Origin of the sequence: Psychrobacter sp. 72-O-c (assembly GCF_904846605.1) — a bacterium.
Taxonomy (GTDB): Bacteria; Pseudomonadota; Gammaproteobacteria; order Pseudomonadales; family Moraxellaceae; genus Psychrobacter.
Window position 1 is genome coordinate 117,091 of record NZ_CAJHBI010000004.1, and the last position, 23,374, is coordinate 140,464.

Below are 23,374 nucleotides of genomic sequence, written 5' to 3' on the forward strand. Positions count from 1 at the left end.
AGACCGCTGTTTATGACTAAAAAAATAGCCATCTCTCACGCCCCAGTTACACGACTATCGCCTGCGAAGATCAATCTGTTTTTGCATATTACAGGCAGGCGCGCCGATGGTTACCATAACTTGCAAACCGTTTTTCGCCTGCTTGACTGGGGTGATTATCTACACTTTTTGCCAGCGGATTTGCTGTCATTATCGACGACTGATATTAATATTAATAAAGACGTTGATACCGACTTTAATGCCAGCGTGACGCATCTATCAGAAGACTCCAATTTACCCGAACGAAATGTACCTGACCTAAGCACTGCTGCCTATCAGCAAGCAGCCGCACTGTCGAATAAGCTGCCAAATAAGCTATGCAATCAACTGGTGTCACTCACTGGTGCTGAAACCATTACTGATAGCTTAGCGGATAACTTAATTATAAAGGCAGCACGCGCATTGTTAGCGTATGCTTTACAATTGGGGAGGCTACCCCCTCAGCTACCGCACGTCAGCATCACCTTAGATAAACGCCTACCAATGGGTGCAGGACTAGGCGGTGGTTCCTCTAATGCGGCTACTACTTTACTGGTGCTTAATGAGCTTTGGCAACTAGAATTTACTAACAAGCAACTGTGTTATATTGGAGCGACGCTGGGTGCCGATGTGCCGATATTTATCTTTGGGCAGGATGCCATTGCAATGGGTATTGGTGAGCAGCTCACGCCGATAGAATTGCCCAGTCAGCAGTATTTATTACTCACCCCAAACGCTCATGTCAATACTGCGCAGCTGTTCGCTCATTCAAAGCTACGACGCGATACTAAGCCGCTTACCGCTACGACTATTAGTGAGCAATCAGCGCGTTATATTCAAGCGCTTAACGCCCCTTATCACAACGTTTTTACCCCAGTGGTTGAGAGTCTGGCGCCAGCAGTGAGCCGAGCATTACAGTATTTACGAGAATTAGAGCCGCAAGCGTTAGGAGTTGCACGGATGACCGGCTCGGGTAGCGCAGTATTTTTACCGTTAGATGCGAGTATTATTGCCAATGCTCAACTGTTAGCAGATTGGGTAGCAAATGCGCCCTACCCTGCCTATATCGTTAGTAACTTAAAGACCTCATTGTAAATAATCGCACGTCAGTGTAAATAATTATCTAAATCACCAGCAGCGGTAGGATTAAGGTGGTTAATTTGCTAGAATAGCCTCAGCTTCAACTTATTGTGAATAAAAGCTATAAAAAGGCGCAAATGGCTTGCAAAATTTGAATATTTATTTATAATAGGTCGCCAATATAGGGGTATAGCCAAGTTGGTAAGGCATCAGGTTTTGATCCTGACACCGTTGGTTCGAGTCCAGCTACCCCTACCATATTTTCAGTTTGCATTATGATAATTTGCCACTAATATTGATGGCCACTTGTCTAATAGCAATTGACAACACCCTTCCAGTTTCGGTATAGTTCGCAACGAACACCGCTGGGAAAATGTTGTTTTTAGACGGTTTAACCGTTCTCCAAACGACTTAAAAGGCAGCTCAGCCATTCTAATATTTTTATTAGAAATTTGTTTAATATTAAACACTGGCAGTGCACAGTCTACACATTATAGGGGTATAGCCAAGTTGGTAAGGCATCAGGTTTTGATCCTGACACCGTTGGTTCGAGTCCAGCTACCCCTACCATTTTCTAGAGTCATGTTCACCACACTTTTCTTAATTTGAGCAGTTTGACACTGCTTAGCGGTCGCTGCTTGAGTCACTCAATAGGACTTCTGTCATGCCTTATTTGGCGATTTTTACGGGCAATGCCCACCCAGAACTAGCGAAAACCGTAGCCGACCACCTCCACATCCCCCTTGGTAAAGCTGACATCACTCGTTTTTCTGATGGCGAAATTGCCGTGGAAATCAAAGAACACGTGCGCGGTAAAGACGTGTTCATTATGCAGCCTACCTGTGCACCAACCAATGATAACCTGATGGAAATCATGATGATGGCCGACGCGCTGCGTCGCTCAAGTGCTGGCCGTATCACCGCTGTGATGCCCTACTTCGGTTATGCCCGTCAAGATCGTCGCCCGCGCTCAGCTCGTGTGCCAATCTCGGCTAAGGTTGTTGCTGATATGCTCAACATTGTCAGCATTGATCGCGTTATGACGGTTGACTTGCATTCGGACCAGATTCAAGGGTTCTTTGATATACCAGTTGATAACATCTACGCGACTCCCGTTCTACTCAATGACCTCAAAAAACAAGATTATGACAACATCATGGTAGTCTCACCTGACGTTGGTGGCGTGGTTCGTGCCCGTGCTATGGCAAAACAGCTAGGCGATACCGACTTAGCCATTATTGATAAACGCCGTGCACGTGCCAATGAGTCCCAAGTGATGCATATCATCGGTGATGTACGCGACCGTGATTGCGTGATTGTTGATGATATGGTCGATACCGCAGGAACATTGTGCAAAGCAGCAGAGGCCCTAAAAGCAAGTGGCGCACGCCGCGTTCTAGCCTATATTACCCATCCTGTATTATCTGGTAATGCACTGAAAAATATCGGCGAATCAGCTCTGGATGAAGTCGTGGTTACCGACACTATCCCATTATCTGCTGCGGCCAAAGCGTGTAGCAAAATTCGCCAAATATCTATTGCTCCAATGCTAGCTGAAAGCTTACGACGCATTAATAACGAAGAATCTATCAGCGCGATGTTTGATGCCTAGAGGTTTGTATCGTAATTGCTGGTCTGCTATTGGACTGCTTAAATAACAACACTGTTTATAAAAAACTGGCGTCAAGATGAGAATCCTGGCGCTAAGTATTATCTGTAAGCCTTTATTATTGCTACAAAACCACGTATAATGCGCGCCTGTGCTGATCATTTATTCTATATGAACAAAACAGTATTAAAAAAAGTGCTGAGCACGCTACACGACGACAGCTATAATGATAGTTATTATTAAGCTAAACGACGGACGGTAGCATATAGCACTAGGTCGTCGTTACTGGTTTTTACCGTTGGTAACCATGACTGATGGCTATCATCACCTATTAGTGGATCGGTCGCAAATCCACTTTTTTATAACCAGACACTTCATCTATCTTTTTACAGGATTATACCCATGAGCACTAATCATTTTGAACTATATACGGTTAATCGTTCTGCAGACCAGCAAGGTAAAGGTGCGAGCCGCCGCCTACGCAAGCAGAATCTTGTTCCTGCTATCATTTATGGTGGTAACGCAGAGCCAACGGCAATCTCTATCAAACTTAACGAGTTGGTAAAAGCGCTTGAATTTGAAGCCTTCTTCTCGCACATTTTGACTATTACTGTTGATGGCGAAGCACATCAAGTCGTTATTAAAGACCTACAGCGCCATCCTGCTAAAGGCTTTCCAATGCATGCTGACTTTCAGCGCATTGTAAAAGGTCAAAAAATCAGCATGAATGTTCCTATGCATTTTGTGGGTAAAGAAGATGCACCAGGTACTGAAAAAGGCGGCGTACTATCTACGCTTGTATCAGATATCGAAATCTCTTGCATACCATCATTACTACCTGAGTACTTACAATTAGATGTATCTACTATGGAAATTGGTGATCTATTCCGTCTATCAGATATCGATTTACCTGAAGGCGTCGTTATTAATGAGCTTGAGCTAGAAGACGGTCATGATCGTACTATCGTTAACATGCGCCCACCAACGGTTGAAGAAGTTGATGAAGACGCTGAAACTGATGCTGACGAAGTCCCTGCTACTGAGCAAAGCGACAAAGCTACTGATGATGACGCGGACCAAGACGGCGAATAATAAGACAATTAATTTGTACTTATATTAAAAAAACAGCAGGGGATAAATGTCTCCTGCTGTTTTTGTAAGTGCCGCTTTTGGATTATATGCGGCAAGTTTTATTCCATTATTTATTAAATTGAAGCAGAGTACAGTCATGTCCCTAAAGCTTATCGTCGGTCTTGGCAATCCTGGTCAGCAGTATATGTTTACGCGCCATAATGCTGGATTTTGGTTCGTGCAGCATTTAGCGCAGCAGTTCAATATCGAGCTGAGTCCTGACAAAAAATTTCACGGGGTAACCGGACGCGGACAGATTCATGGTCATGATGTGCGACTATTACTGCCTCTGACCTTTATGAATAAATCTGGTGAGTCAGTGGTGCCCATGGTCAATTTTTATAATATTGATAATGACCAATTACTCATTGCTCATGACGAGCTAGATATTCCAGCAGGTAATATCAAGCTAAAAACAGGTGGCGGACATGGCGGTCACAATGGTCTGCGTGATATCACCCCACACATTGGCAGTGACTTTCACCGCTTACGTGTGGGCATTGGTCATCCAGGTCATAAATCTAAAGTCACTGGTCATGTGCTCTCTAAAGCCTCACCTAATGAGCAAATCGCTATTGATAGTGCGCTTACTGCGGCCTTTGAGTCGCTACCACTATTATTAGAGGGTGATATTGAACGCGCGCGTACGCAAATTAATGGCTTTAAACTACCGGATTGACAAGGTATTATACTTTCTTTTAAACAAGCGGATATTTTGATATACGTCGGTATAAACCATATTTTATAGCCATGCTCAAATATTCGCTTCAATTCCCTGGCTAGCAGTCTTGACTGCTAACTCAGATTGGGCTACATAGCTTGAGTTTGCGTATTAATAAGAGCCTCAGCCTTTTATTTGACGCTATGCGTCCCCATTAACCTATTACTTTTGTTACGCTAAGGAAGCAATCTATGCTACTTAATATGCTTAAATGCAAATTGCACCGTGCCCGCATCACGCATGCTGAACTCCATTATGAAGGCTCGTGTGGTATCGACGGCGATCTATTAGACCTAGCTGGTCTGCGTGAAAATGAATCTATCGACATCTACAATGTCACCAATGGCAAACGCTTTCGCACTTACGCTATCCGTGCTGAAGCCGGCTCTGGCATCATCTCTTTGAACGGTGCTGCCGCTCATATGGCCGACTTAGGTGACATCGTTATCATTTGCGCCTACGCTCATTTTGATGAAGCTGAAGCAGATACTTACCAGCCAAAACTGGTCTATTGCAATAAAGACAATACGGTCAAAGACACGGCTAATATTATTCCGGTACAAGTCGCTTAAATGTTTATTTCACCATAACTGAGCGTTTTTATTTAAGACGTTTTAAGTTTATAATGTCTTAAATATTGATTAGAAAAACTAAACGTCAGGCTGTATTGTTTAAGTTATATTTATTGTGCTATAAAAAATTATGCTAATATAAAAGCTGAATCCAAATTGTGATTCAGCTTTTTTTTGCCTTTTAATAAGGTCAGTTATTTTTTTAATAGACAAGGAAACATACTAATGTGGTTGGCAGTTATTGCAGTAATCATTGGACTGGCAATCTTAGTATGGAGTGCCGATATTTTTATTGATGGGGCAACGGTATTAGCAAAGAGGCTAAAGGTTCCTAGTTTTTTAATAGGTATGCTGATCATAGGAATAGGTACGTCGGCACCTGAATTAGTAGTCTCGGTATTAGCCGCGTTAGAAGGTAGCCCTGATTTGGCTTTAGGTAATGCCTATGGCTCTAACATCGTAAATATTGCCTTAGTCTTAGGGGCAACATTACTGATAAGTCCCCTTATTATTCGTAAAGGTGTCGTCAAGCGGGATCTGCCGATACTGGTATTAATTACTACTTTGGCAGCGTGGCAGTTACGTGATGGAAGATTGAGTCAAGCTGACGGTATAGTATTATTGCTAGTTTTGGTGGTGGTAATAGGTCTACAAATTGTGCTCAGCGTACGCGCGGGTAATTCAGAGATTACGCGCGAGCATAAAGACGATGTGATAATTGAAAGTGAAAGTCTGGAGCATGTAGAACCAAGCTTAATACGTGGCTTAGTGAGCTTGTTTATTGGCCTACTTATTTTAGTGCTGAGCTCGCGCGCTATCGTTTGGGGAGCGATTGAATTAGCAACGTTATGGGGAGTCAGTGAGCTGATTATCGGCTTGACGGTGGTCGCTATTGGCACCTCTTTACCTGAGCTGGTATCAAGTTTATCAGCCGCTCGTAAAGGCGAGCACGACATGGCATTAGGCAACGTTATTGGCTCTAATCTTTTTAATACTTTAGGAGTGGTGGGGGTAGCGGCGATTATTGTACCAATTACCGCCAATCCAGTTATTCTGTCACGCGACGTTTTAGTGATGGCAGTACTGACTCTATTGCTCTTTATCCTGTGTCTGTTCGCCTTTACAACCAAACGCAAACTGGGCCGCCTAGCTGGAACTGTGCTGGTGCTATCCTTCCTCGGTTATACCCTATGGTTAATCCAGACGGTCAGTATTTAGTCTATGACTCCCTGAGTAGGGTTACTCATCAAGCCGATTGTATCTCTAAACAAACCCTAGTAATCTTCATAGTAGCTCAACTACGGCCGATCAATATTGGTGATAATGTTGGTTGATTATTACTTTAATACTTATTAAAAAAACTAAACATGTAGTCAATTTACTTAAGTTATTTTTATAACTTTATTAAAAACCTATGCTAATATAAAAGCTGAAGCAACACTATTTCAGCTTTTTTATGCCTCTTATTAGTGCTTTTATTAGCAAAACCTTTTGGTATTTTTTATAGACAAGGAAATAAAATTATGTGGTTGGCAGCAATTGCAGTAGTAATAGGTCTTGCAATTTTGGTCTGGAGCGCTGATGTCTTTATTGATGGCGCAGTAGCCTTAGCAAATAAGCTAAACGTTCCAAGTTTTTTGATTGGGGTGGTCATTTTAGGGCTAGGTACCTCAGCACCTGAGATGGTGGTGTCCGTATTAGCAGCACTAGAAGGTAGCCCAGAGCTGGCATTGGGTAATGCTTATGGCTCCAACATTATCAATATTGCTTTAGTATTAGGGGCAACCGTGTTGATAAGTCCAATCATCATTCGCAAAAGTATCATTAAACGTGATATGCCTTTATTATTGTTAGTAACGGCAGTGGCAGCATGGCAGTTAAGCGACGGGGTATTGAGCAATACTGACGGTATTGTGCTCATAGTATTGCTAGTAGTGGTCTTAGGTCTGCAAATTGTGCTAAGCCTACGTGAGGGCAATCATGAGCATGAAGATGATACTATAGAAGAAATTGTAGATTCTGAACACAGCATGGCGCGTGGCCTAGGTAGCTTGTTCCTTGGGCTATCAGTGCTGATATTGAGCTCGCGGGCTATCGTTTGGGGCGCGGTCGAGTTGGCTACATTTTGGGGTTTAAGTGAGCTAATTATTGGTTTAACTATTGTTGCCATCGGTACCTCATTACCTGAATTGGTAGCCAGTATATCAGCCGCGCGTAAAGGTGAGCATGATATGGCTTTGGGCAATATTATCGGTTCTAATATTTTCAATACCTTAGCAGTAGTAGGACTGGCAGCACTTATCGCGCCTATTGCCCCTAACGCCATCATTTTATCGCGCGATGTATTGGCTATGGGAATTTTGACCCTGTTATTATTTGCAATGTGTATATTTTCCTACAAAACTAAGCGTAAATTCGGTCGTGCCTCTGGTGTCACCTTAGTACTGTTCTTTGTCGGTTATTCCTTTTTACTTATCCGAACGGTTAGTATGTAAGTAGGGTCAGGCAAACATGGTCGTATAAAGACTATCACTTAAGAACCGTCAGTTAAGTTTTATTTTTCTTACGGTTCTTAAAGCCACTCCATAAGCCTTCATGCTGTACTTTTGGCATCTTCAAGGTAATAGTATTCGATAGCATATCTTGCACTGCCAAACCGCGACGGTTAAAGAGGCAAAATACGTAATTGAATATCCATCCTAAAAAAATACTGGCTAACAAAACAGCACGCGAGCCCTCAATTAAGCTGCCAATAATTCCGCATAACAAAGGGATCAAACAGGCCGCTAATATACGCTTAAAGGACTGACCCCATGTCAGCAGATGACCGGCATTATTGACCGTTTTTAGCCGCCACGTTTGCATCCCTAGCGTCTGGCCACCGCGACGCCAAAACAAACCATAGAAGCCTACTAGCGTCAGCACAAATGATGGGGTCATGATAAAGTTCTGATACCAAGTCGGTAACGACTGCGCCTCTGCTGACTGGGTTCCAGCTTGCATAGTGAGCAGTGTGCCAATGACTGTTAGCACCGTCCCTACCAAGAATAACAACGCCAATATCAACATGCCGTCGTAAACAATGGCGACAACGCGCTCCATTGGTTTGGCAATGGTAGGTTCTTCCACTTCTAGCGTACGTTGTGGTCGCATTTTTCGCTGGTTTTTAGACTTAATAGCCCCTTTCGACATACTTTTTGACATGGTACGAGCTCATAGCAAGCGGAAAATAATGATTCTATTGTACCGTAATTAAGTGGTTTATCGTATATTATCCTAAGATGGTATTTGGACACAAAACACAAAAACGGCAGACATAAAAAAACCGCCAGAATGTCATAAGACAGGCGATTGATTTAGTATATAAGCGATAATGCAAATGGTGCGCCTGGAGAGATTCGAACTCCCGACCCCTTAGTTCGTAGCCAAGTGCTCTATCCAACTGAGCTACAGGCGCGTATTGCACATCATCTACTGCAAAGTTAAAAACTTTACAGCAAATTAGGTTGGCTATTATATAGATAATACAGCTAGTGTCAATGTCTTTTAACGATTAAAACAGCATTGTTCCTATTTTAAAGGTTAAATCATCACTGATTTTAGTTTGCTACATTATAAATCTATTAATAACTAAATATAATGGAGGTGAAGGAGGGATTCGAACCCTCGATACGCAGAACGTATGGTTCCTTAGCAGGGAACTGGTTTCAGCCACTCACCCACTTCACCAAACGATGTAAGACTTCTATAAAATAGAAACTGTATCTATGCTAATGATACGTCTTATGTCGTGGGCGAGTATTATAACAAAGCAAAAAAAAAATGCAAGCGCTACTCGCAGTTTTAATAGTGCTTTTTGCATAATTATAGCTTTTTGGCAGCTTTAGACAAGATTTTTAACTTGTTCATTTACTCTAGACCCTATCATTCATAAGAAATGAGCTATTTTCTTAACTAAACTATCGATACGATAGCGCGTTCTACCTTGAGCTGCTATGGCTTTTTTGACAGAGGATGGCTATAGTGCTTAACAGTCATTATAAAATATAAAAAAGGAGACATCATGCGTCCGGTAGTATTGTGTTTTTCAGGATTAGACCCATCAGGCGGTGCTGGGCTACAAGCAGATATTGAAGCGATCGGACAAGCAGGTGCTCATGCCGCAGTGGCTTGTACTGCTATCACCGTGCAAAGCTCGCAGCAGGTGTTTGGCTTCGAAGCGTGCGCGGCAGCATTGGTAGAAGCCCAAGCAACCACTGTGCTAGATGATCTGCCTGTTCACGTCATCAAGTCAGGTATGTTAGGTACGACGGATAATATTGCCATGCTGACGCGCTTATTCGCTAAGCAGGTCATACCGCAAGACACCTCTTTTGTCCTTGATCCGGTGTTGGTTGCTAATAGTGGTGGCAGCTTAGGCGATGAGCAAACGCTAGTTGCTGCGTTTAGAAAATTATTGCCCTATGCCACTTTAATTACGCCCAATACTCACGAACTCCGCGCATTAAGTGGTGAGCAAGATTTACATATTGGGGCGCAGAAGTTATGTGAACAAGGAGCGCATGCGGTGTTGGTAAAGACCGCGCATGACTTTGATAGCGGTGATATCGAGCAGTATCTGTATGTGCAAGGTAAGAGGATACATCAAAGTACCCTACCACGCTTAAACGGCGAATTTCACGGCTCTGGCTGCTCACTCGCCAGCTTTATCGCTGGACGCTTAGCGGTAGGTGATGCATTGATATCAGCCGTCATCGCAGCGGATCATTGGATTACTCAGACCTTGACTGCGGCTGACGCGCCTCATCCTGATGATGCTAATGCCCAGTTAATACCAAATCGTTTTGTTAAAACATCACTGTAAATGAGGATAAAAAGTCAACCCATAAAAAAGACGCCCTATTAATATAGAGCGTCTTTTTTATGGGTAGGATGTTATATCCCTATCAGGCTTAATTAAATGAACCTAACTTAACCTAACATTGGCATAAAGTTTGAGGCCAACGCGCCGATCATAATTTCTAATAAGTAAAAGGCAAAAAAGGCAACCATAGGTGACAAATCAAGCATACCAAGATTCGGCGTAATGCGGCGGAACGGTGCTAAAATCGGCTCCGCTAAGCGCATAATAATACCAATAATGGGATGCGATGATTGGGTAAAAACCACAATCCAGCTGACGATAATAGAACCAATTACCAGGTAGCGACACATACGCAAAAAGTCTAGAACCAAACTGACTGAGCCAGTAAAGAACAAGGGAACAGGCGCAATACCTTTATGAGTTAACGCCGCCTTACCAGAGATATCAATCAGCCGAATTAGAAACATCAACACAATCGCGGCAATGCTGATACGCCCTTGGGCAACGGTCGGAAAGATACGCCCGAACACATCCACTATATGGGTGGCTTTATAAGCAGGGCTAATCATGGGATCACTGGCGTCCATGTCTGCAAACTGTAGCATAAAGCGTATAAACACCAACAGCATAGCGAAGGTGGTGACCAAATCGAAAATTTGCAATAACATGTTGTTCATGAAGCGCTACTCAATATACCCGTATTAACAGAGGCCATTATTAAATTCTTATTACTATAGCTGGCTAGGTTTAATCTTTCATCTCTTCGCTAAGTTCTTGGCTACGGTCAGAGCAGGCTTTCATAGCCTCAGCGATTTGGCGACCGATCTCATTGTCTTGCATTGATTCAATCGCCGCTTGAGTGGTACCATTCGGTGACGAGACTTTGCGACGTAGTTCAGCTGGCGTATCGTCACTGCCCATGGCCATTTTTGCTGCGCCTAAGACCGTTTGCATAGCAAGCGCTGAGGCTTGTTCTTTGTCCAACCCTAAGGCAACCGCACCATCAACCATTGACTCAATAAAGTAAAAGACATACGCCGGGGCTGAACCAGAAACAGCCGTCACCGCATGCATATGCTCTTCATCATCTACCCACATGACCAGACCTGAAGCTTCCATTACTGCTGTTGCTAACTGCTTTTGTTTCTCAGTGGTATCATCAGTACCGTATAGACCTGTGGCACCCATTTGAATCATAGCTGGGGTGTTAGGCATAGCGCGTACGATGTTACGATAACCGCCAAGCATACTAGATAAAAGATCGGTTGATAAGCCTGCTGCTACTGAGATTACCAACTGATCATCTAAGACATCAGCAAACGCACTAACCACGGCTTTCATCACTTGCGGCTTCACTGCGAGCACGATAACGTCAGCATTAATAACTGCTGCTTTTGGATCGGAGACAGGATCAACGGTATTCAGTTTGAGCCCTGTTGACTGCTTACGCACCTCTTCGCTAGGATCGGCTACCGTAATTAGTTCAGGCCTAACACCACAGCTAACAAGCCCGCTAATTAGAGCCTGAGCCATGTTTCCGCCACCGATAAAGGTAATTTTCTTATTATCTAATACTGACATTTTAATCTCCTAATAACAGTCCCGTATTGGCAACTTTGCGGTAACTTTCGAAAGTCTTCAAAGCGATATAACGGCATTTAAAATGACACTTAGTTTACCATACTGCCACTGCGACCGTTTGATAAATTAGTGACGACAACAATAACATTTAACTCTGCTAGATAGTTGAGTTAAACACTGAGTCAAAAGGGATGTTTTAAATCTTTAGAGATGTTTAATACAGTCTTTGAAGCTTGAAAGGCTACTGACAACCTTGTCGATATCATTATTTATCAAATTTGCTACCGATTTATTCAATCCTAATACCCAGCTGTCAAATGGTGATAGTAACAATATTGGTAGATCAATTGGCGACTCAGTTAGCGGCTCGATTAATGGGTCATTCTCTTCCGCATTTATACAGACGAGACTAACAACCACCAAGCTATCACGTAGCCATAAAGGGATGCCCAAAGTTTGATAGAGTTTTTTACCCGCTTGTGGGCGCGTGGCAAGCGCCGTTTGTACGCGCTGCTGACGACCTAAAGGCGCGATTTTTAACACAACCTCATCTTGGCTGCTTATCAAGTCCGCTATATTTATGAGTGGATTATCATTAATAGATGAATCGCTTAAACGGCCTATCAATTGCTTTACAACATCGAAGGTTAATGGAAATTGCCAAGTAAAACTTTCATTTGTACGTAAGGTGATTGTCGTTAAGTTGTTTTTAGACGAATTGCTTTTAGAGAAACTGGTTTTAGACGAATTGCTTTCAGAAAAACTGCTCACAGAAAAACTGCTCACAGAAAAATTGGGAGTAGCTAACGTTTGCGTTTGTTCAGCAATCGACATAGTAAGCCATGTCAGCCATCTATTGCTCAAACGATAAAGTTGCTGACGGTAACGGCAAATGGTGTACTGTTGCTGGCGACCTTGCCAATCTAATTGGGTCTGATGGTCGTTATCGCTACGCTGAATTAGGCTTAGCGCATCATCTATGAGTTGCTTAGAGGGCGGTAATGGTTCGTCTTGCCCTAGCCAATAGTGGAGCAATTGCCGCTGACGGTAAAGTGGCAATAGATGCAAATCAGGAATGCTGAGCACACGTTGCGCTGGTGGTAATTGTAGAGGCGTAATAGCGGTTTGCTGCAAATCTTGCGCAGCTTGCGCACTAACGGTTGCTTGAGCATCGGCGAGCAGCTGCGCGCTACGAGCAATATTATCAATCACATTAGCATTATAAGCTGCTAGTGCTGGCATGATTTCACGGCGCATACCGCTACGCACATTATCACCGCTGTCATTGGTAGGATCGTCAATATAGGGTAGCTGTAAACGCTGGGCATAAGTGCTAATGCTCGAACGGCGTATCGATAACCACGGTCGCCATAGTATATTACGGCGCGCGCCTTGCGTTTGTACTCGCCACGGCTGCATACCAGACAAGCCGTTGACTCCTGCGCCTTGTATCAAGCGCATCAATACAGTCTCAGCTTGGTCGTCGGCATGATGGGCTAATAATAAGACGTCATTTTGATTGATATGGGACAGCATCACTTGATAACGTGCTTGTCGCGCTGCTTGCTCGTCATTACCTTTAACCTGTGCATGTAAAATCTGACAAGTCATTTGCTGAGCATCTGCCCACTTGGCCACATGCATTGCCCAATTACTGCTATCAGATTGTAAGCCATGATCAACATGTAATAGCTGCGGCAAGAATGGCAGCTTACCTCGCCGATATAACTGTAAACACAATGCTGCTAATACCAATGAATCACGGCCACCACTACAGGCCAACCAAATACGGCGACCGTGTAGCTGGCCATAATATTCAGCCACGCTGTTCAATAACGCCTTTGCTAGATTTTCATCTACCGGCGACTCGGATATTGGCTGAATAGGATATGGGAGGATTGCGTTGCTAGTCATAATTAATCTTGTCTATTTAATTTTACGTACAAAAAAACGTGCCATAAAATGACACGTTATTATCTTAGCATTAATCTAAGTATCTAATATTAGATAAGCTCAATAATGAACTACCGACCACCTATGGAGGTGGCGGTTTCTTAGGTAACGCCCATACTTAGTACGATGTTTTGCACCAGCGGTTAGGCGAATTTGCTAAGCTAACTCCCTTGCACCAAGGGTTCTTTGAGCTTTAGACAGCGTAATCCTTCGTTGAGGATGTTGACACTGGCATTGATATCGCGGTCATTTTCAACGTGGCAACTTGGACACGACCATGACCTATCACTGAGTTTTAGCTCACCTTTACCAAGAATATGACCGCAGCCTGAGCAGGTTTTTGATGAGGGATACCATCTATCAATCTTAATAATCTGCTTGCCATACCAATCTGCTTTATAGGTCAGCATGGTGGTAAAAGTAGACCATGAACTGTCCGCAATGGCGTTGGCAAGTTTGTGGTTTTTGAGCATACCGCTGACGTTCAAGTCCTCAATCGCAATAACATCGTGGTTTTTGACAATATTGAATGAGGTTTTGTGTAGAAAGTTTTTGCGGGTATTGTTTATTTTCTCGTGAATTTGAGCGACTTTTAACTTTTGTTTTTGATAGTTTTTACTGTCAGACAATTTACGATTGGCTTTTTTAGCAACCGCACTGCGCTTGGACATAATCTTTTGCGCTTTACCCAGTTTGATAGCAAGCTTAGATAGAAACTTAGGATTAGCAACTTTGGTGCCGTCAGATAAGACGATAAAATCTGTTAATCCTAAATCAATACCAATGTTGGAGTTGGTTTTTGGGAAGGGTTTGGCAATGGTTTCAACCAAAATACTGACGTAATACTTGCCCGTTGGGGTTCTTGAGACAGTCGCGCTTTTAATGAGGCCATTAATTTTACGGTGTATTTTGGCTTTGATGTGACCAATTTTAGGCAGTTTGATAGAGCCACCAATAATGGCTACCGTGCCTTTTTGGTTGTTGGTGGTGTAGGTGTCTTTTTTACCTTTATGTTTGAATTTAGGAAAGCCAACATTAGGACGTTTGAAAAAGTGTTGAAAGGCTTGTTGTAATTGCAGTTGTACGTTGGCTAATGCCAAACTGTCAACTTCTTTCAACCACTCAAACTCTTTTTTATACTGAGCTGGCGTATTTTTTAGGCTTTCTTTATGGATTTTATAATGCTCCATTTTATCGTTAAGCATTCTATTCCAAATAAAACGAGTGCAGCCGAATGACTTAGCAAAAAATATCTGCTGGTCAATATTCGGGTAAAGCCTAAACTCATAGGCTTTAAGAATCTGCTTGCTCATTATTGGTTTTCTCGATGGTGACTTGCAGGTAATTAAGTATTATAACACTTCAATGGTTCATGGTTTTCAAGCGATCACTGATAGCATGAGTCATTGATAACAATAACGCATTCATCCCACCGCCTTAGAGGACGGGGGAGTTCTGCGCAAAATTTTGTTAAATAAGCTTAGTGTTCAGTCATTAGCAAGGCAACATTACTTCTGAGTTAAAGGACTTAAGCTTCTCATAACGCTGTTCACAACGGTCGTATGCGTCCATGCTTTGGAGCTCATCCAATTGCTCAATCAGCAGCGCTTTAAGTGCATTCATCACTGGCTGTGGATGGATATGGGCGCCCTCTCCTTCTTCAATGATCGCGTCAATCAAGCCCATTTGATAGAGGTTAATGGCATTTAATTTTAAGGCTTCACTGGCGTCTTGTGCTTTTTCGGCTGTTTTCCATAAGATAGCCGCACAGCCTTCAGGAGAGATGACCGAATAAATGCTATTTTGTAGCATATTAACTTTATCGCCAACCCCGATAGCAAGTGCGCCACCTGAGCCACCTTCACCAACGATGGTAACGATAATAGGTACTTTAAGACTGGAGAATACTGCGATACTTTCGGCAATTGCTTGTGCCTGTCCACGCTCTTCAGCACCGATACCAGGGTAAGCACCTTGAGTATCGACGAAGGTCATGACCGGTATGTTAAAGCGCTCAGCCATTTTTACCAAGCGAATAATCTTACGGTAACCTTCAGGGTTTGCCATGCCAAAGTTATGAGCGATACGCTCGCGAGTACTACGGCCTCGGTGTTGTCCGACAACCACTACTGGCATACCATCTATGCGTGCCAGACCACCAATAATCGCTTTATCATCAGCAAAAGCCCGGTCGCCATGCAACTCATCAAACTCAGTAAATAGCTGATTAACATAGTCCATAAATAATGGACGTTTGGCATGCCGTGCAAGCTGAACGCTGTCCCAGACGGTGCTCATAGAAACTTCCTTTTTATCGTTATTGGATATAATTATATGGTGAGGTTAAATTTTATAGTGTGGTTACATGTACATTTATAGCTAAAAAGTAGGGTCATAACCTAATGTTAATATCGTAAGCAACGGTACTGCCCGTTTGATCATCATGACATGACAGTACAGTTGTAAACTCAATAAAAGCTATAGTAGCACAGTTAATATGCCATGGCATTACCGAGCATACCGCTTTTGTAATGTTAGTTTTTAACTAAATATTGATTGAATACCGACCAATAGTGCCATTGAGATGCCAGCTTTTTAATAACCTTAGGCTTCAATGACGCTCAGCTTAACACCCCACTTGGCAAACTGTTCAATCTCATCGCAAAGATCAGAATATAAAAACGCATAATGCTTGTCGTCAGTACTAACGGTAATTTGCCAGCAATTGGTGTCTGTGACAACCAGCTGCATCTGAGGCAGGTCATATTCACTACGGCTATGATGAGCTAAGACCGCAAGTCTTAGTAGCAAGCACAAATAAACCAGTTGATTACCACCAAGGATACAAGTTTTCTCAAGCATATCGCCTTTTAGCTTGCGCCTATGGCTTAGCATCAATTGCGCCATACGCTTTTGATCCACCTGTGAAAAACCAGGAATATCTGAGTTTTCCAGTAGATAAGCACTGTGGCGATGATAATTGCTGTGACTAATCGCCAGTCCAATCTCATTCAAATAAGCAGCACGTCTCAATACGTCTGCATCATCGCCAGTCAACTGTAAGTCATTTTGGACTTGCTTGAGTAAATGACGGCTGGTTCTGACCACTTGTCTGGCTTGTTTTTTGTCTACAGAATAGCGTTTGATTAGCGCCAAGACACTGCGGTCGCGTACATCTTCACTAGCAAAGCGCCCAAGCATGTCATACATGACGCCTTCGCGTAGCGCCCCATCAGAGTAAGTAATAGTCTCCACACCCAGTACTTTCATGGCTGCACGCAGTACGGCCACCCCTGCTGGAAATACGGCCTTGCGATGTTCTTTGATGCCAGTTAGCTCAATATCGTTCACATCACCAATTTTAATCAATAATTTTTCTAGTTTTTTGACCCCTTGATAAGTCACGCGCTCTTGAGCATCAGACCAGCCTTTTGAGACCAGCACGTTTCGTACCGCCTTAATCGTCCCACTAGAACCGACCACGCTAGTCCATCCCGCTTTTTGGTAGCGACCATTAATGGCTAATATTTCTTTACGAGCCGCTGCGATAGCAGTGTTAAAAGCATCTTTAGTAATCTGTCCATCCGCAAAAAACTTCTGAGTAAACGCAACACAGCCCATCTGTAAGCTTTCGGTCAATAGCGGATCAAACCCTTGGCCAATGATAAATTCTGTTGAGCCGCCACCAATATCAATGACCAAACGCTTATCACTACTGGCATTGGTATGGGAGACACCCAAATAAATCAATCGCGCTTCTTCGCGTCCAGCGATGATTTCGATAGGCTTGGGCAAAATCTCGTTAGCACGTTTAATAAAGTCGTTAGCGTTCTTAGCTTGGCGCAGCGCGTTGGTTGCAACAATACGAATACGCTCAGGCGGCACTGAATCAAGGCGAGCAACAAAACGACTCAGACACTCAAGACCCCGGCGCTCAGCAGCGGCATCTAAAATATTATTTTCATCCAATCCTGCTGCTAGCTGTACTTTTTCGGACATGGAAGCTACTTTTCTAACTTCACCGTGATCAAGGCGAGCAATAGCCAGATGAAAACTGTTAGAGCCAATATCAATAGCTGCTATCAGTTCATCATCAGCGATAGGCGGATTTTCAAGGGTGTTATTGAGCATAGGAAAAATAGTTACCATGTGGGCTAGGTGGATTGTCTAACCATATAAAAGGTGGTGCTCTATGTAGGTAGTACGGCTATCAATTTACGCCATTCTGACGCATCATAGGCAAGTTTGGTCATTAAAGCATTTATGCCAAACACTGGCAAGCACGACAAAACCTTTACCAAGGCGCCCTCCGAAAAGAACTAGCAGGGGAGTAGAAAGAGAATAGAAAACGAACGTTGAGTGCTCTGTTAGCGCTTGTATTCACCAATAGCGTCTGCTACATTTTACATGAGTAATATTATAATAAATAACAACCACTTATCTGTTATTTGTAGGTACGTATTATAGGTACGTATTAAATAACACTATAAATAATGATTAGTCATTGGCAGCAAGGACTTCGTTGACGACTAATTAATAACAGACAAACAATCAGCAAAGGAAGCTAACAAAATGAATAAGACTGCCACTACTCCAGCACAAAAAACTGCTAATACGACCCACTCTAAAACAGATACTAACGCTAAACCCAGCAGTGCTAGTACAGATATGGTAAAAACCGATAAGCCAGTTAAAGAAGGCTTCTATAACTTTTACTTAGATGAGCATCAAAATATGGCCTGCCGCCGTCTGCATTTCGCTGGTAGTAGCTTTGGCTTATTAGGGCTAGCAAAGTCGGTTAAAACCCGTTCGCCAAAGCCACTCATTAAAGGCATTGCTGCAGGATATGCTTGTGCGTGGGTTGGTCATTTTTTCTTCGAAAAAAACAAACCGGCCTCTTTTAAATCTCCCCTAAAAAGCTTTGCTAGCGATTTTCGCATGTATGGCGATGTGCTACGCGGTAACTTAAGCTTAAAGGATCGCAAGCTTGATAAACCACGGCAGAAATAAGTGGCTTGGCTAACGCTTTAAAAGAGTGAGTGTAATTTTTTTGAAATGATAGCTCTATATGATGCGAAACTAAAACACTGGGCTAATTTAAATCAGCCCAGTGTTTTTTATTTTAACGTAGCGACTTGCGTAATATTTTACCCACTGCTGTTTTTGGTAACTCATCAATAAATGCATAAGATTGTGGGCGCTTATAGCCAGTTAGACGCTCGCTGGCAAAGGTCTCTAACTCCTCGGTAGTCAAGCTTGGGTCTTTTTTGACCACAAAGGCCTTGGGCACCTCGCCACTATGCGCATCTTCAATGCCAACCACCGCCACTTCCAATACTTTTGGATGTTCAGTTAGCGCAGCCTCCACTTCATTGGGATAAACGTTAAAGCCTGAGACCAATATCATGTCTTTTTTACGATCGACTAACGTTAAAAAGCCCTCGTCATTCAACACACCAATATCACCGGATTTAAAATAACCATCATCGGTAAAGGTATCTGAGTTATCACGTCCCCAATAGCCTTGCATCACTTGCGGGCCTTTGATACCTACTTCTCCGCGAGTTCCTATTGCGCAGGCTGCGCCAGTCTCGTCAATGATCTTAATATCCATCATCGCTAAGGGCAAACCGACACTGCCATTAAAGGCCGTCATACCCGGTGGATTAAAAGAAATAACCGGCGCGGTCTCTGACATACCATAACCTTCATTAATAATCATACCGGTAACTTGCTGCCACTGATCAGAAATAGCTTTGATAATCGCCGTACCACCACCGATAGATAGCACCAGCTGACTAAAATCAAGGCTGGCAAATTTTGGATGATTGAGCATGGCGTTAAATAAGGTATTAACCGAAGGAATAACATGCGGTTGATGCTGCTCAATCGTATTTACCAGCCCGTCGATATCGCGAGGGTTAGTGACCAAAATATCTTCCCAGCCGCCATAAATACCGAGCAGCCCGCAGACTGTAAATGAGAAGATATGATAGAGCGGTAAAGGATTCAGAATCTTTATTTGCTCCGTGCGGCCCGCTTCGATAGCACCGCCGAACATCGCGTAGCACTGACAAATATTAGCCATAACATTATAGTGGGTCAACATCGCACCTTTTGGCTTGCCCGTGGTGCCGCCGGTATATTGTAATAATGCCAAATCTTCACGCTCAATAGTCACGGGCTGACATTGCTCAGCGTGATATGAGTTCATAATATGAGCAAAGCTTACGTTGCCTGTTGAGGATTCGCTTGCTGTTTTGTCTGGATTTTCGGTAGTGGCTGATTGGCTAGTGGCGCTTGATGAATCGCTACTTTGGCCGATTTTATTAAGCAAAGCAATATCATTATCAGCGGGCTCGGCACTAGGATCAACAGAGCAATGCACCACTACTGACAATTGCGCCATTACCCCATCATCTAGCTGCTCATAGGCGGATGCCATACCGTCAAGAATAATAAGGCCGCAAGCTTCAGAGTCACTCAGCTGATGCGCTAACTCATAATGGGTATAAAGTGGATTGACATTGACCAGTACCGCGCCAGCACGCATACAACCTAGCATCACCACCGCATATTGTAAGATATTTGGCAGCTGTACGGCGATACGTGCGCCCTTTTCTATACCCTGCGCTTGTAAAAAAGCAGCAAAGCGCTGGCTTGCGATATCTAGTTGCGCAAAATTTAAACTTGCCGGCCCCATTCGAAAAGCAGTGCGATCACTATATTGCTCAATCTTTGGTTGTAGTAAGTCTAAGAGGTTGTGCTTACCGTCTAACACATCCAAGTCATTCTTAAGCCCATACTGCTCGTAAGTAGCCAGCCAAGGTGATAGGTTTTGTGGTGGTTTTTGTGCATTAGAAGAGCGATTGTCAGACGTAGTGTTCATAAGGTAGCGTCCTTGCTAAGTAATTTTGGTTGGCCTCAGCATAGCATGGTTTAATGGCTATTTTGCAAGCTGCTGAGCAGTTATCTACCTTAAATTATTCGCTATTTTTGCTGACTAAAAACAACGAAGTTTATTTTAAATCTTACCTTTAGAGTCAATAAAGTATAACCACAAAAAAACCAGCACAGTGACCCATGCTGGTTGTCATTTTAAGTTTGTAAGATTTAGAGCTTAGAGCTATTGCATAAAACTATTAGATTATACGTTAGCCATTTCTGCAAATATCTCATTAGCAGCTTTAATTGAATCATCCAAATCTTCATTGCTATGCTTAATAGACATAAAGCCCGCTTCATAAGCAGAAGGTGCTAAGTAAATACCGCGATCAAGCATGCCGTGGAAAAAGGCATTGAATACTGTCATGTCACACTGGGTTACGTCATCGAAGTTTTTTGGCGTGGCAGTGTCGTTGTCTTTGACAAAGAACATGCCAAACATACCGCCAAGCTTATTGGTACGCAGATGAATACCATGTTTGTCAGCAGCGGCTTGGAAGCCATCAACCAAATGATCTACTTTGGCCGCCAGATCATCATAAAACCCTTCTACCGTTAAATCTTCAAACATAGCGATACCGGCGCGCATTGCTAGCGGATTGCCAGATAATGTGCCCGCTTGGTAGACGCCGCCGAGTGGCGCGATACATTCCATAATCTCACGTTTGCCACCAAAAGCACCTACCGGTAGACCTGCGCCGATAATTTTACCAAAACAGGTTAAGTCAGGCTCAACACCGAAATGGGCTTGAGCGCCGCCAAGTCCTACTCGAAAGCCAGTCATTACTTCATCAAAAACCAGTACTGCACCATGCTCGGTACATTGTTCACGTAAGGTGTCATGGAAGGCTTGTTCAGGGATAACCATATTCATGTTACCGGCAATAGGCTCAACGATAACACAAGCAATAGTATCGCCCCATTTCTCAAAGCAGTCTTTGATCGCTTGTGGGTCATTATAAGGTAGAGTAATCGTATGCTTAGCAAAGTCTGCTGGCACGCCTTTTGACGTTGGTTCACCAATATCAAGCATTCCTGAGCCTGCTTTTACTAACAAACTGTCTGAATGACCATGATAACAACCTTCGAATTTGACGATATTGTCACGGCCGGTAAACCCACGCGCCAGACGAATCGCGCTCATCGTTGCCTCCGTGCCCGAACTGGTCATGCGTATCATCTCAACACTAGGGACGATTTCACAGATTTTATCGGCAACCGTAGTCTCAAACGGTGTTGGCGTCCCAAAGCTGAGTCCATCATCGGCGGCTTTTTTAACCGCATCGATAACTTTTGGGTGCGCATGACCTAAAATCATTGGGCCCCATGAGCCAATATAATCAATATAGGCATTGTCTTCAGTGTCATAAATCTTGCTACCGTTAGCGCGGTGCATAAATACTGGCGTACCGCCCACCCCAGCAAAGGCACGCACTGGCGAGTTCACGCCACCGGGAATATGTTTGCGGGCTTGGGCGAAAAGTTGTTCGTTCTTAGTACTCATAAGTATTCTCTATTATTTAATAGTGCGTTTATAGTATAGTTAAGCCGAACCATAAACTTTTGTCGGATATGGAAGCAATAAATTATGAATAGTGACCCTAATAGTTCTGTAGAAACACCCACTTCGAAGCTTATGAACAATCAAGAAGCCATAAATATTATTCAAGCGCTTGTCGACGGCATCAACCCACTATCTGATGAGCCATTATCTAGCAGCAGCTTATGCTTAAATAGTGATATACAGCGAGCCCTTCAAGCTACCATTCCAGCACTTGAAAGTAAGATTAGAGCCGATGTACGCAAGTCTAATCTTCCCATCAATGCTGGTAAGCCATGGAATAGCGAAGAAGATCAGCAGCTTATAGATGCTTTTGATAACGGCGATTCTATTGTCACACTTGTCGAATATCATCAGCGTACCAAAGGCTCAATTACTTCACGGCTGGGCAAACTCGGTAAGATTATTGACTGACTGTTATCTGACCAACATTTAGTCAACGCTTAACGCTTTTTAAACACTTAGCGAAACTGTCGCTGAGTGTTTAAGGCGTTATTTGAAATACTTGAATCAGTTAAGCCTTTTTAACCACAGAGGACTTCAACTTCATGGGGCCAAAGCCTTCAAGTTTACAGTCAATATCGTGACCATCGGATGCATCCGGTAATAGACGGATACTTTTTGCCTTGGTACCCACTTTAATAATGGTTGATGAGCCTTTCACTTTTAGGTCTTTAATCACAGTAACCGCATCGCCATCTTGCAGCTCATTGCCAACTGCATCACGGACAACGCTATCTTGTTCAGCGCCCTCTTCTGCCGTATCAGTTTCAGCCGCTGTCCATTCATGGGCGCACATCGGACATACCAGTAACGCACCATCTTCGTAAGTATAGTTTTCATCACATGCGGGGCAATTGGGTAAGCTCATAATATCCTCGTTAGCCGTAAAAACAGCGGCGGTTTTAAAGCAATTATTTTAAAGTAGACTAAATCAACATTGTACCGCAAGACGCTATCTTTAACCAATCGGTTCGCTTGAAAACGCTACTCTTTGCCCAACTTACACTCTAAGCCTGCCGTTTTTTATGTGGCTGTTTTTTGTGGTATTCTCTTTAAACTTATCTACTTCTATACTTAATTTTTCTGTCTTTAAGTAATACATTTAGAACATCCTATATTTAACGACTGTTCTTTAATAGCTTTCTTCAGTACTTATACCAATCCCAATAATTAAAGTTGCGCCCAAGTTCGAGTAGTCAAAGAGCGAATCCTCTCTGGCTGCTCAAGCAACTTATTCCAAGCACAGCAAGCCGCATCAACAATAGACTCATAGCTCTCATAACAGCGATTAGACAACTCGTTCTGCTTAAGATACTGCCAAACGTTTTCAGACGGG

Annotated in this window: 20 protein-coding genes and 4 tRNA genes; 12 read left to right on the forward strand and 12 right to left on the reverse strand. The window is 43.2% G+C overall.

The window, feature by feature from the left end; genetic code table 11:
* Window positions 1–12 precede the first annotated feature (12 nt).
* From ispE to JMX97_RS02340, 9 genes are all read left to right on the forward strand, one after another.
* Window positions 13–1,113, forward strand: a complete 1,101-nt coding sequence (gene ispE / locus JMX97_RS02300) for a 4-(cytidine 5'-diphospho)-2-C-methyl-D-erythritol kinase (protein WP_201554829.1) — start codon at window positions 13–15, stop codon at window positions 1,111–1,113.
* Between the two features lie 168 nt (window positions 1,114–1,281).
* Window positions 1,282–1,356: transfer RNA gene (locus JMX97_RS02305), tRNA-Gln, on the forward strand.
* Window positions 1,357–1,593: 237 nt separating this feature from the next.
* Window positions 1,594–1,668 (forward strand) — tRNA-Gln (locus tag JMX97_RS02310).
* A 94-nt stretch (window positions 1,669–1,762) separates the two neighbouring features.
* Window positions 1,763–2,710: a ribose-phosphate pyrophosphokinase gene (locus JMX97_RS02315; RefSeq protein ID WP_201554831.1), complete on the forward strand. Its 948-nt coding sequence runs from the start codon at window positions 1,763–1,765 to the stop codon at window positions 2,708–2,710.
* Window positions 2,711–3,109: 399 nt separating this feature from the next.
* Entirely contained in the window at window positions 3,110–3,799 is a 690-nt protein-coding gene (locus tag JMX97_RS02320; protein WP_201554833.1) for a 50S ribosomal protein L25/general stress protein Ctc, read from the forward strand.
* A gap of 136 nt (window positions 3,800–3,935) precedes the next feature.
* Window positions 3,936–4,517, forward strand: a complete 582-nt coding sequence (pth, locus tag JMX97_RS02325; protein WP_201554835.1) for an aminoacyl-tRNA hydrolase — start codon at window positions 3,936–3,938, stop codon at window positions 4,515–4,517.
* Window positions 4,518–4,750: 233 nt separating this feature from the next.
* Complete coding sequence (panD, locus tag JMX97_RS02330) at window positions 4,751–5,131, forward strand: aspartate 1-decarboxylase (RefSeq protein WP_201554837.1); 381 nt, start codon at window positions 4,751–4,753, stop codon at window positions 5,129–5,131.
* 225 nt (window positions 5,132–5,356) lie between these two features.
* Window positions 5,357–6,349 (forward strand): calcium/sodium antiporter, encoded by a 993-nt coding sequence (locus JMX97_RS02335; protein WP_201554847.1) that lies wholly within the window; start codon window positions 5,357–5,359, stop codon window positions 6,347–6,349.
* A 305-nt stretch (window positions 6,350–6,654) separates the two neighbouring features.
* On the forward strand, window positions 6,655–7,626 hold the full coding sequence (locus tag JMX97_RS02340; RefSeq protein ID WP_201554856.1) for a calcium/sodium antiporter: 972 nt from the start codon (window positions 6,655–6,657) through the stop codon (window positions 7,624–7,626).
* A gap of 52 nt (window positions 7,627–7,678) precedes the next feature.
* On the opposite strand, the gene JMX97_RS02345 is transcribed toward JMX97_RS02340, so the two are convergent.
* The 3 genes from JMX97_RS02345 to JMX97_RS02355 all read right to left on the reverse strand — a co-directional run bounded on the left by JMX97_RS02345 (window position 7,679) and on the right by JMX97_RS02355 (window position 8,860).
* Window positions 7,679–8,335 carry an RDD family protein gene (locus tag JMX97_RS02345; RefSeq protein WP_201554858.1) on the reverse strand — a complete coding sequence of 219 codons (657 nt, stop codon included), beginning with the start codon at window positions 8,333–8,335 and terminating at the stop codon, window positions 7,679–7,681.
* A gap of 176 nt (window positions 8,336–8,511) precedes the next feature.
* A tRNA-Arg gene (locus tag JMX97_RS02350) sits at window positions 8,512–8,588 on the reverse strand.
* A gap of 183 nt (window positions 8,589–8,771) precedes the next feature.
* Window positions 8,772–8,860 (reverse strand) — tRNA-Ser (locus JMX97_RS02355).
* A gap of 334 nt (window positions 8,861–9,194) precedes the next feature.
* Between JMX97_RS02355 and JMX97_RS02360 the strand changes: the two genes are divergently transcribed.
* A complete protein-coding gene (locus JMX97_RS02360; protein WP_201554860.1) occupies window positions 9,195–9,995 on the forward strand; it encodes a hydroxymethylpyrimidine/phosphomethylpyrimidine kinase in 801 nt (266 codons plus the stop codon).
* Window positions 9,996–10,102: 107 nt separating this feature from the next.
* Here JMX97_RS02360 and JMX97_RS02365 read toward each other — a convergent pair whose 3' ends face one another.
* From JMX97_RS02365 to ppx, 6 genes are all read right to left on the reverse strand, one after another.
* Complete coding sequence (locus JMX97_RS02365) at window positions 10,103–10,672, reverse strand: YggT family protein (protein ID WP_201554862.1); 570 nt, start codon at window positions 10,670–10,672, stop codon at window positions 10,103–10,105.
* Between the two features lie 70 nt (window positions 10,673–10,742).
* Window positions 10,743–11,576: a pyrroline-5-carboxylate reductase gene (gene proC / locus JMX97_RS02370; protein WP_201554864.1), complete on the reverse strand. Its 834-nt coding sequence runs from the start codon at window positions 11,574–11,576 to the stop codon at window positions 10,743–10,745.
* A gap of 204 nt (window positions 11,577–11,780) precedes the next feature.
* On the reverse strand, window positions 11,781–13,490 hold the full coding sequence (tilS, locus tag JMX97_RS02375; RefSeq protein ID WP_201554871.1) for a tRNA lysidine(34) synthetase TilS: 1,710 nt from the start codon (window positions 13,488–13,490) through the stop codon (window positions 11,781–11,783).
* A 200-nt stretch (window positions 13,491–13,690) separates the two neighbouring features.
* Window positions 13,691–14,842: an IS200/IS605 family element RNA-guided endonuclease TnpB gene (tnpB, locus tag JMX97_RS02380; RefSeq protein ID WP_201554878.1), complete on the reverse strand. Its 1,152-nt coding sequence runs from the start codon at window positions 14,840–14,842 to the stop codon at window positions 13,691–13,693.
* A 181-nt stretch (window positions 14,843–15,023) separates the two neighbouring features.
* A complete protein-coding gene (locus JMX97_RS02385; RefSeq protein ID WP_201554880.1) occupies window positions 15,024–15,827 on the reverse strand; it encodes an acetyl-CoA carboxylase carboxyltransferase subunit alpha in 804 nt (267 codons plus the stop codon).
* 306 nt (window positions 15,828–16,133) lie between these two features.
* Window positions 16,134–17,660 (reverse strand): exopolyphosphatase, encoded by a 1,527-nt coding sequence (gene ppx / locus JMX97_RS02390; protein ID WP_201554882.1) that lies wholly within the window; start codon window positions 17,658–17,660, stop codon window positions 16,134–16,136.
* Between the two features lie 537 nt (window positions 17,661–18,197).
* Here ppx and JMX97_RS02395 point away from each other — a divergent pair.
* Window positions 18,198–18,539, forward strand: a complete 342-nt coding sequence (locus JMX97_RS02395) for a DUF962 domain-containing protein (RefSeq protein ID WP_227671410.1) — start codon at window positions 18,198–18,200, stop codon at window positions 18,537–18,539.
* A gap of 112 nt (window positions 18,540–18,651) precedes the next feature.
* On the opposite strand, the gene JMX97_RS02400 is transcribed toward JMX97_RS02395, so the two are convergent.
* Both JMX97_RS02400 and hemL read right to left on the reverse strand, forming a co-directional pair.
* Window positions 18,652–20,418, reverse strand: coding sequence for an AMP-binding protein (locus JMX97_RS02400; RefSeq protein ID WP_201554886.1), 1,767 nt, complete (start codon window positions 20,416–20,418; stop codon window positions 18,652–18,654).
* A 258-nt stretch (window positions 20,419–20,676) separates the two neighbouring features.
* Entirely contained in the window at window positions 20,677–21,978 is a 1,302-nt protein-coding gene (hemL, locus tag JMX97_RS02405; RefSeq protein ID WP_201554888.1) for a glutamate-1-semialdehyde 2,1-aminomutase, read from the reverse strand.
* A gap of 84 nt (window positions 21,979–22,062) precedes the next feature.
* On the opposite strand from hemL, the gene JMX97_RS02410 reads away from it, so the two are divergent.
* On the forward strand, window positions 22,063–22,449 hold the full coding sequence (locus tag JMX97_RS02410) for a hypothetical protein (protein ID WP_201554890.1): 387 nt from the start codon (window positions 22,063–22,065) through the stop codon (window positions 22,447–22,449).
* A 100-nt stretch (window positions 22,450–22,549) separates the two neighbouring features.
* On the opposite strand, the gene JMX97_RS02415 is transcribed toward JMX97_RS02410, so the two are convergent.
* Window positions 22,550–22,906 (reverse strand): zinc ribbon domain-containing protein YjdM, encoded by a 357-nt coding sequence (locus JMX97_RS02415; RefSeq protein WP_201554892.1) that lies wholly within the window; start codon window positions 22,904–22,906, stop codon window positions 22,550–22,552.
* Between the last annotated feature and the right edge of the window lie 468 nt (window positions 22,907–23,374).

Excerpts from the sequence above, each read along its gene's own strand:
- JMX97_RS02315 (WP_201554831.1), top strand. The coding sequence starts at position 1,763 with ATGCCTTATTTGGCGATTTTTACGGGCAATGCCCACCCAGAACTAGCG.
- tnpB (WP_201554878.1), bottom strand. The coding sequence starts at position 14,842 with ATGAGCAAGCAGATTCTTAAAGCCTATGAGTTTAGGCTTTACCCGAAT.
- JMX97_RS02340 (WP_201554856.1), top strand. The coding sequence starts at position 6,655 with ATGTGGTTGGCAGCAATTGCAGTAGTAATAGGTCTTGCAATTTTGGTC.
- JMX97_RS02415 (WP_201554892.1), bottom strand. The coding sequence starts at position 22,906 with ATGAGCTTACCCAATTGCCCCGCATGTGATGAAAACTATACTTACGAA.
- JMX97_RS02335 (WP_201554847.1), top strand. The coding sequence starts at position 5,357 with ATGTGGTTGGCAGTTATTGCAGTAATCATTGGACTGGCAATCTTAGTA.
- ppx (WP_201554882.1), bottom strand. The coding sequence starts at position 17,660 with ATGCTCAATAACACCCTTGAAAATCCGCCTATCGCTGATGATGAACTG.
- panD (WP_201554837.1), top strand. The coding sequence starts at position 4,751 with ATGCTACTTAATATGCTTAAATGCAAATTGCACCGTGCCCGCATCACG.
- pth (WP_201554835.1), top strand. The coding sequence starts at position 3,936 with ATGTCCCTAAAGCTTATCGTCGGTCTTGGCAATCCTGGTCAGCAGTAT.
- JMX97_RS02400 (WP_201554886.1), bottom strand. The coding sequence starts at position 20,418 with ATGAACACTACGTCTGACAATCGCTCTTCTAATGCACAAAAACCACCA.
- tilS (WP_201554871.1), bottom strand. The coding sequence starts at position 13,490 with ATGACTAGCAACGCAATCCTCCCATATCCTATTCAGCCAATATCCGAG.
- JMX97_RS02385 (WP_201554880.1), bottom strand. The coding sequence starts at position 15,827 with ATGAGCACCGTCTGGGACAGCGTTCAGCTTGCACGGCATGCCAAACGT.
- JMX97_RS02345 (WP_201554858.1), bottom strand. The coding sequence starts at position 8,335 with ATGTCAAAAAGTATGTCGAAAGGGGCTATTAAGTCTAAAAACCAGCGA.
- ispE (WP_201554829.1), top strand. The coding sequence starts at position 13 with ATGACTAAAAAAATAGCCATCTCTCACGCCCCAGTTACACGACTATCG.
- JMX97_RS02410 (WP_201554890.1), top strand. The coding sequence starts at position 22,063 with ATGAATAGTGACCCTAATAGTTCTGTAGAAACACCCACTTCGAAGCTT.
- hemL (WP_201554888.1), bottom strand. The coding sequence starts at position 21,978 with ATGAGTACTAAGAACGAACAACTTTTCGCCCAAGCCCGCAAACATATT.
- JMX97_RS02360 (WP_201554860.1), top strand. The coding sequence starts at position 9,195 with ATGCGTCCGGTAGTATTGTGTTTTTCAGGATTAGACCCATCAGGCGGT.
- JMX97_RS02320 (WP_201554833.1), top strand. The coding sequence starts at position 3,110 with ATGAGCACTAATCATTTTGAACTATATACGGTTAATCGTTCTGCAGAC.
- JMX97_RS02395 (WP_227671410.1), top strand. The coding sequence starts at position 18,198 with ATGGTAAAAACCGATAAGCCAGTTAAAGAAGGCTTCTATAACTTTTAC.
- proC (WP_201554864.1), bottom strand. The coding sequence starts at position 11,576 with ATGTCAGTATTAGATAATAAGAAAATTACCTTTATCGGTGGCGGAAAC.
- JMX97_RS02365 (WP_201554862.1), bottom strand. The coding sequence starts at position 10,672 with ATGAACAACATGTTATTGCAAATTTTCGATTTGGTCACCACCTTCGCT.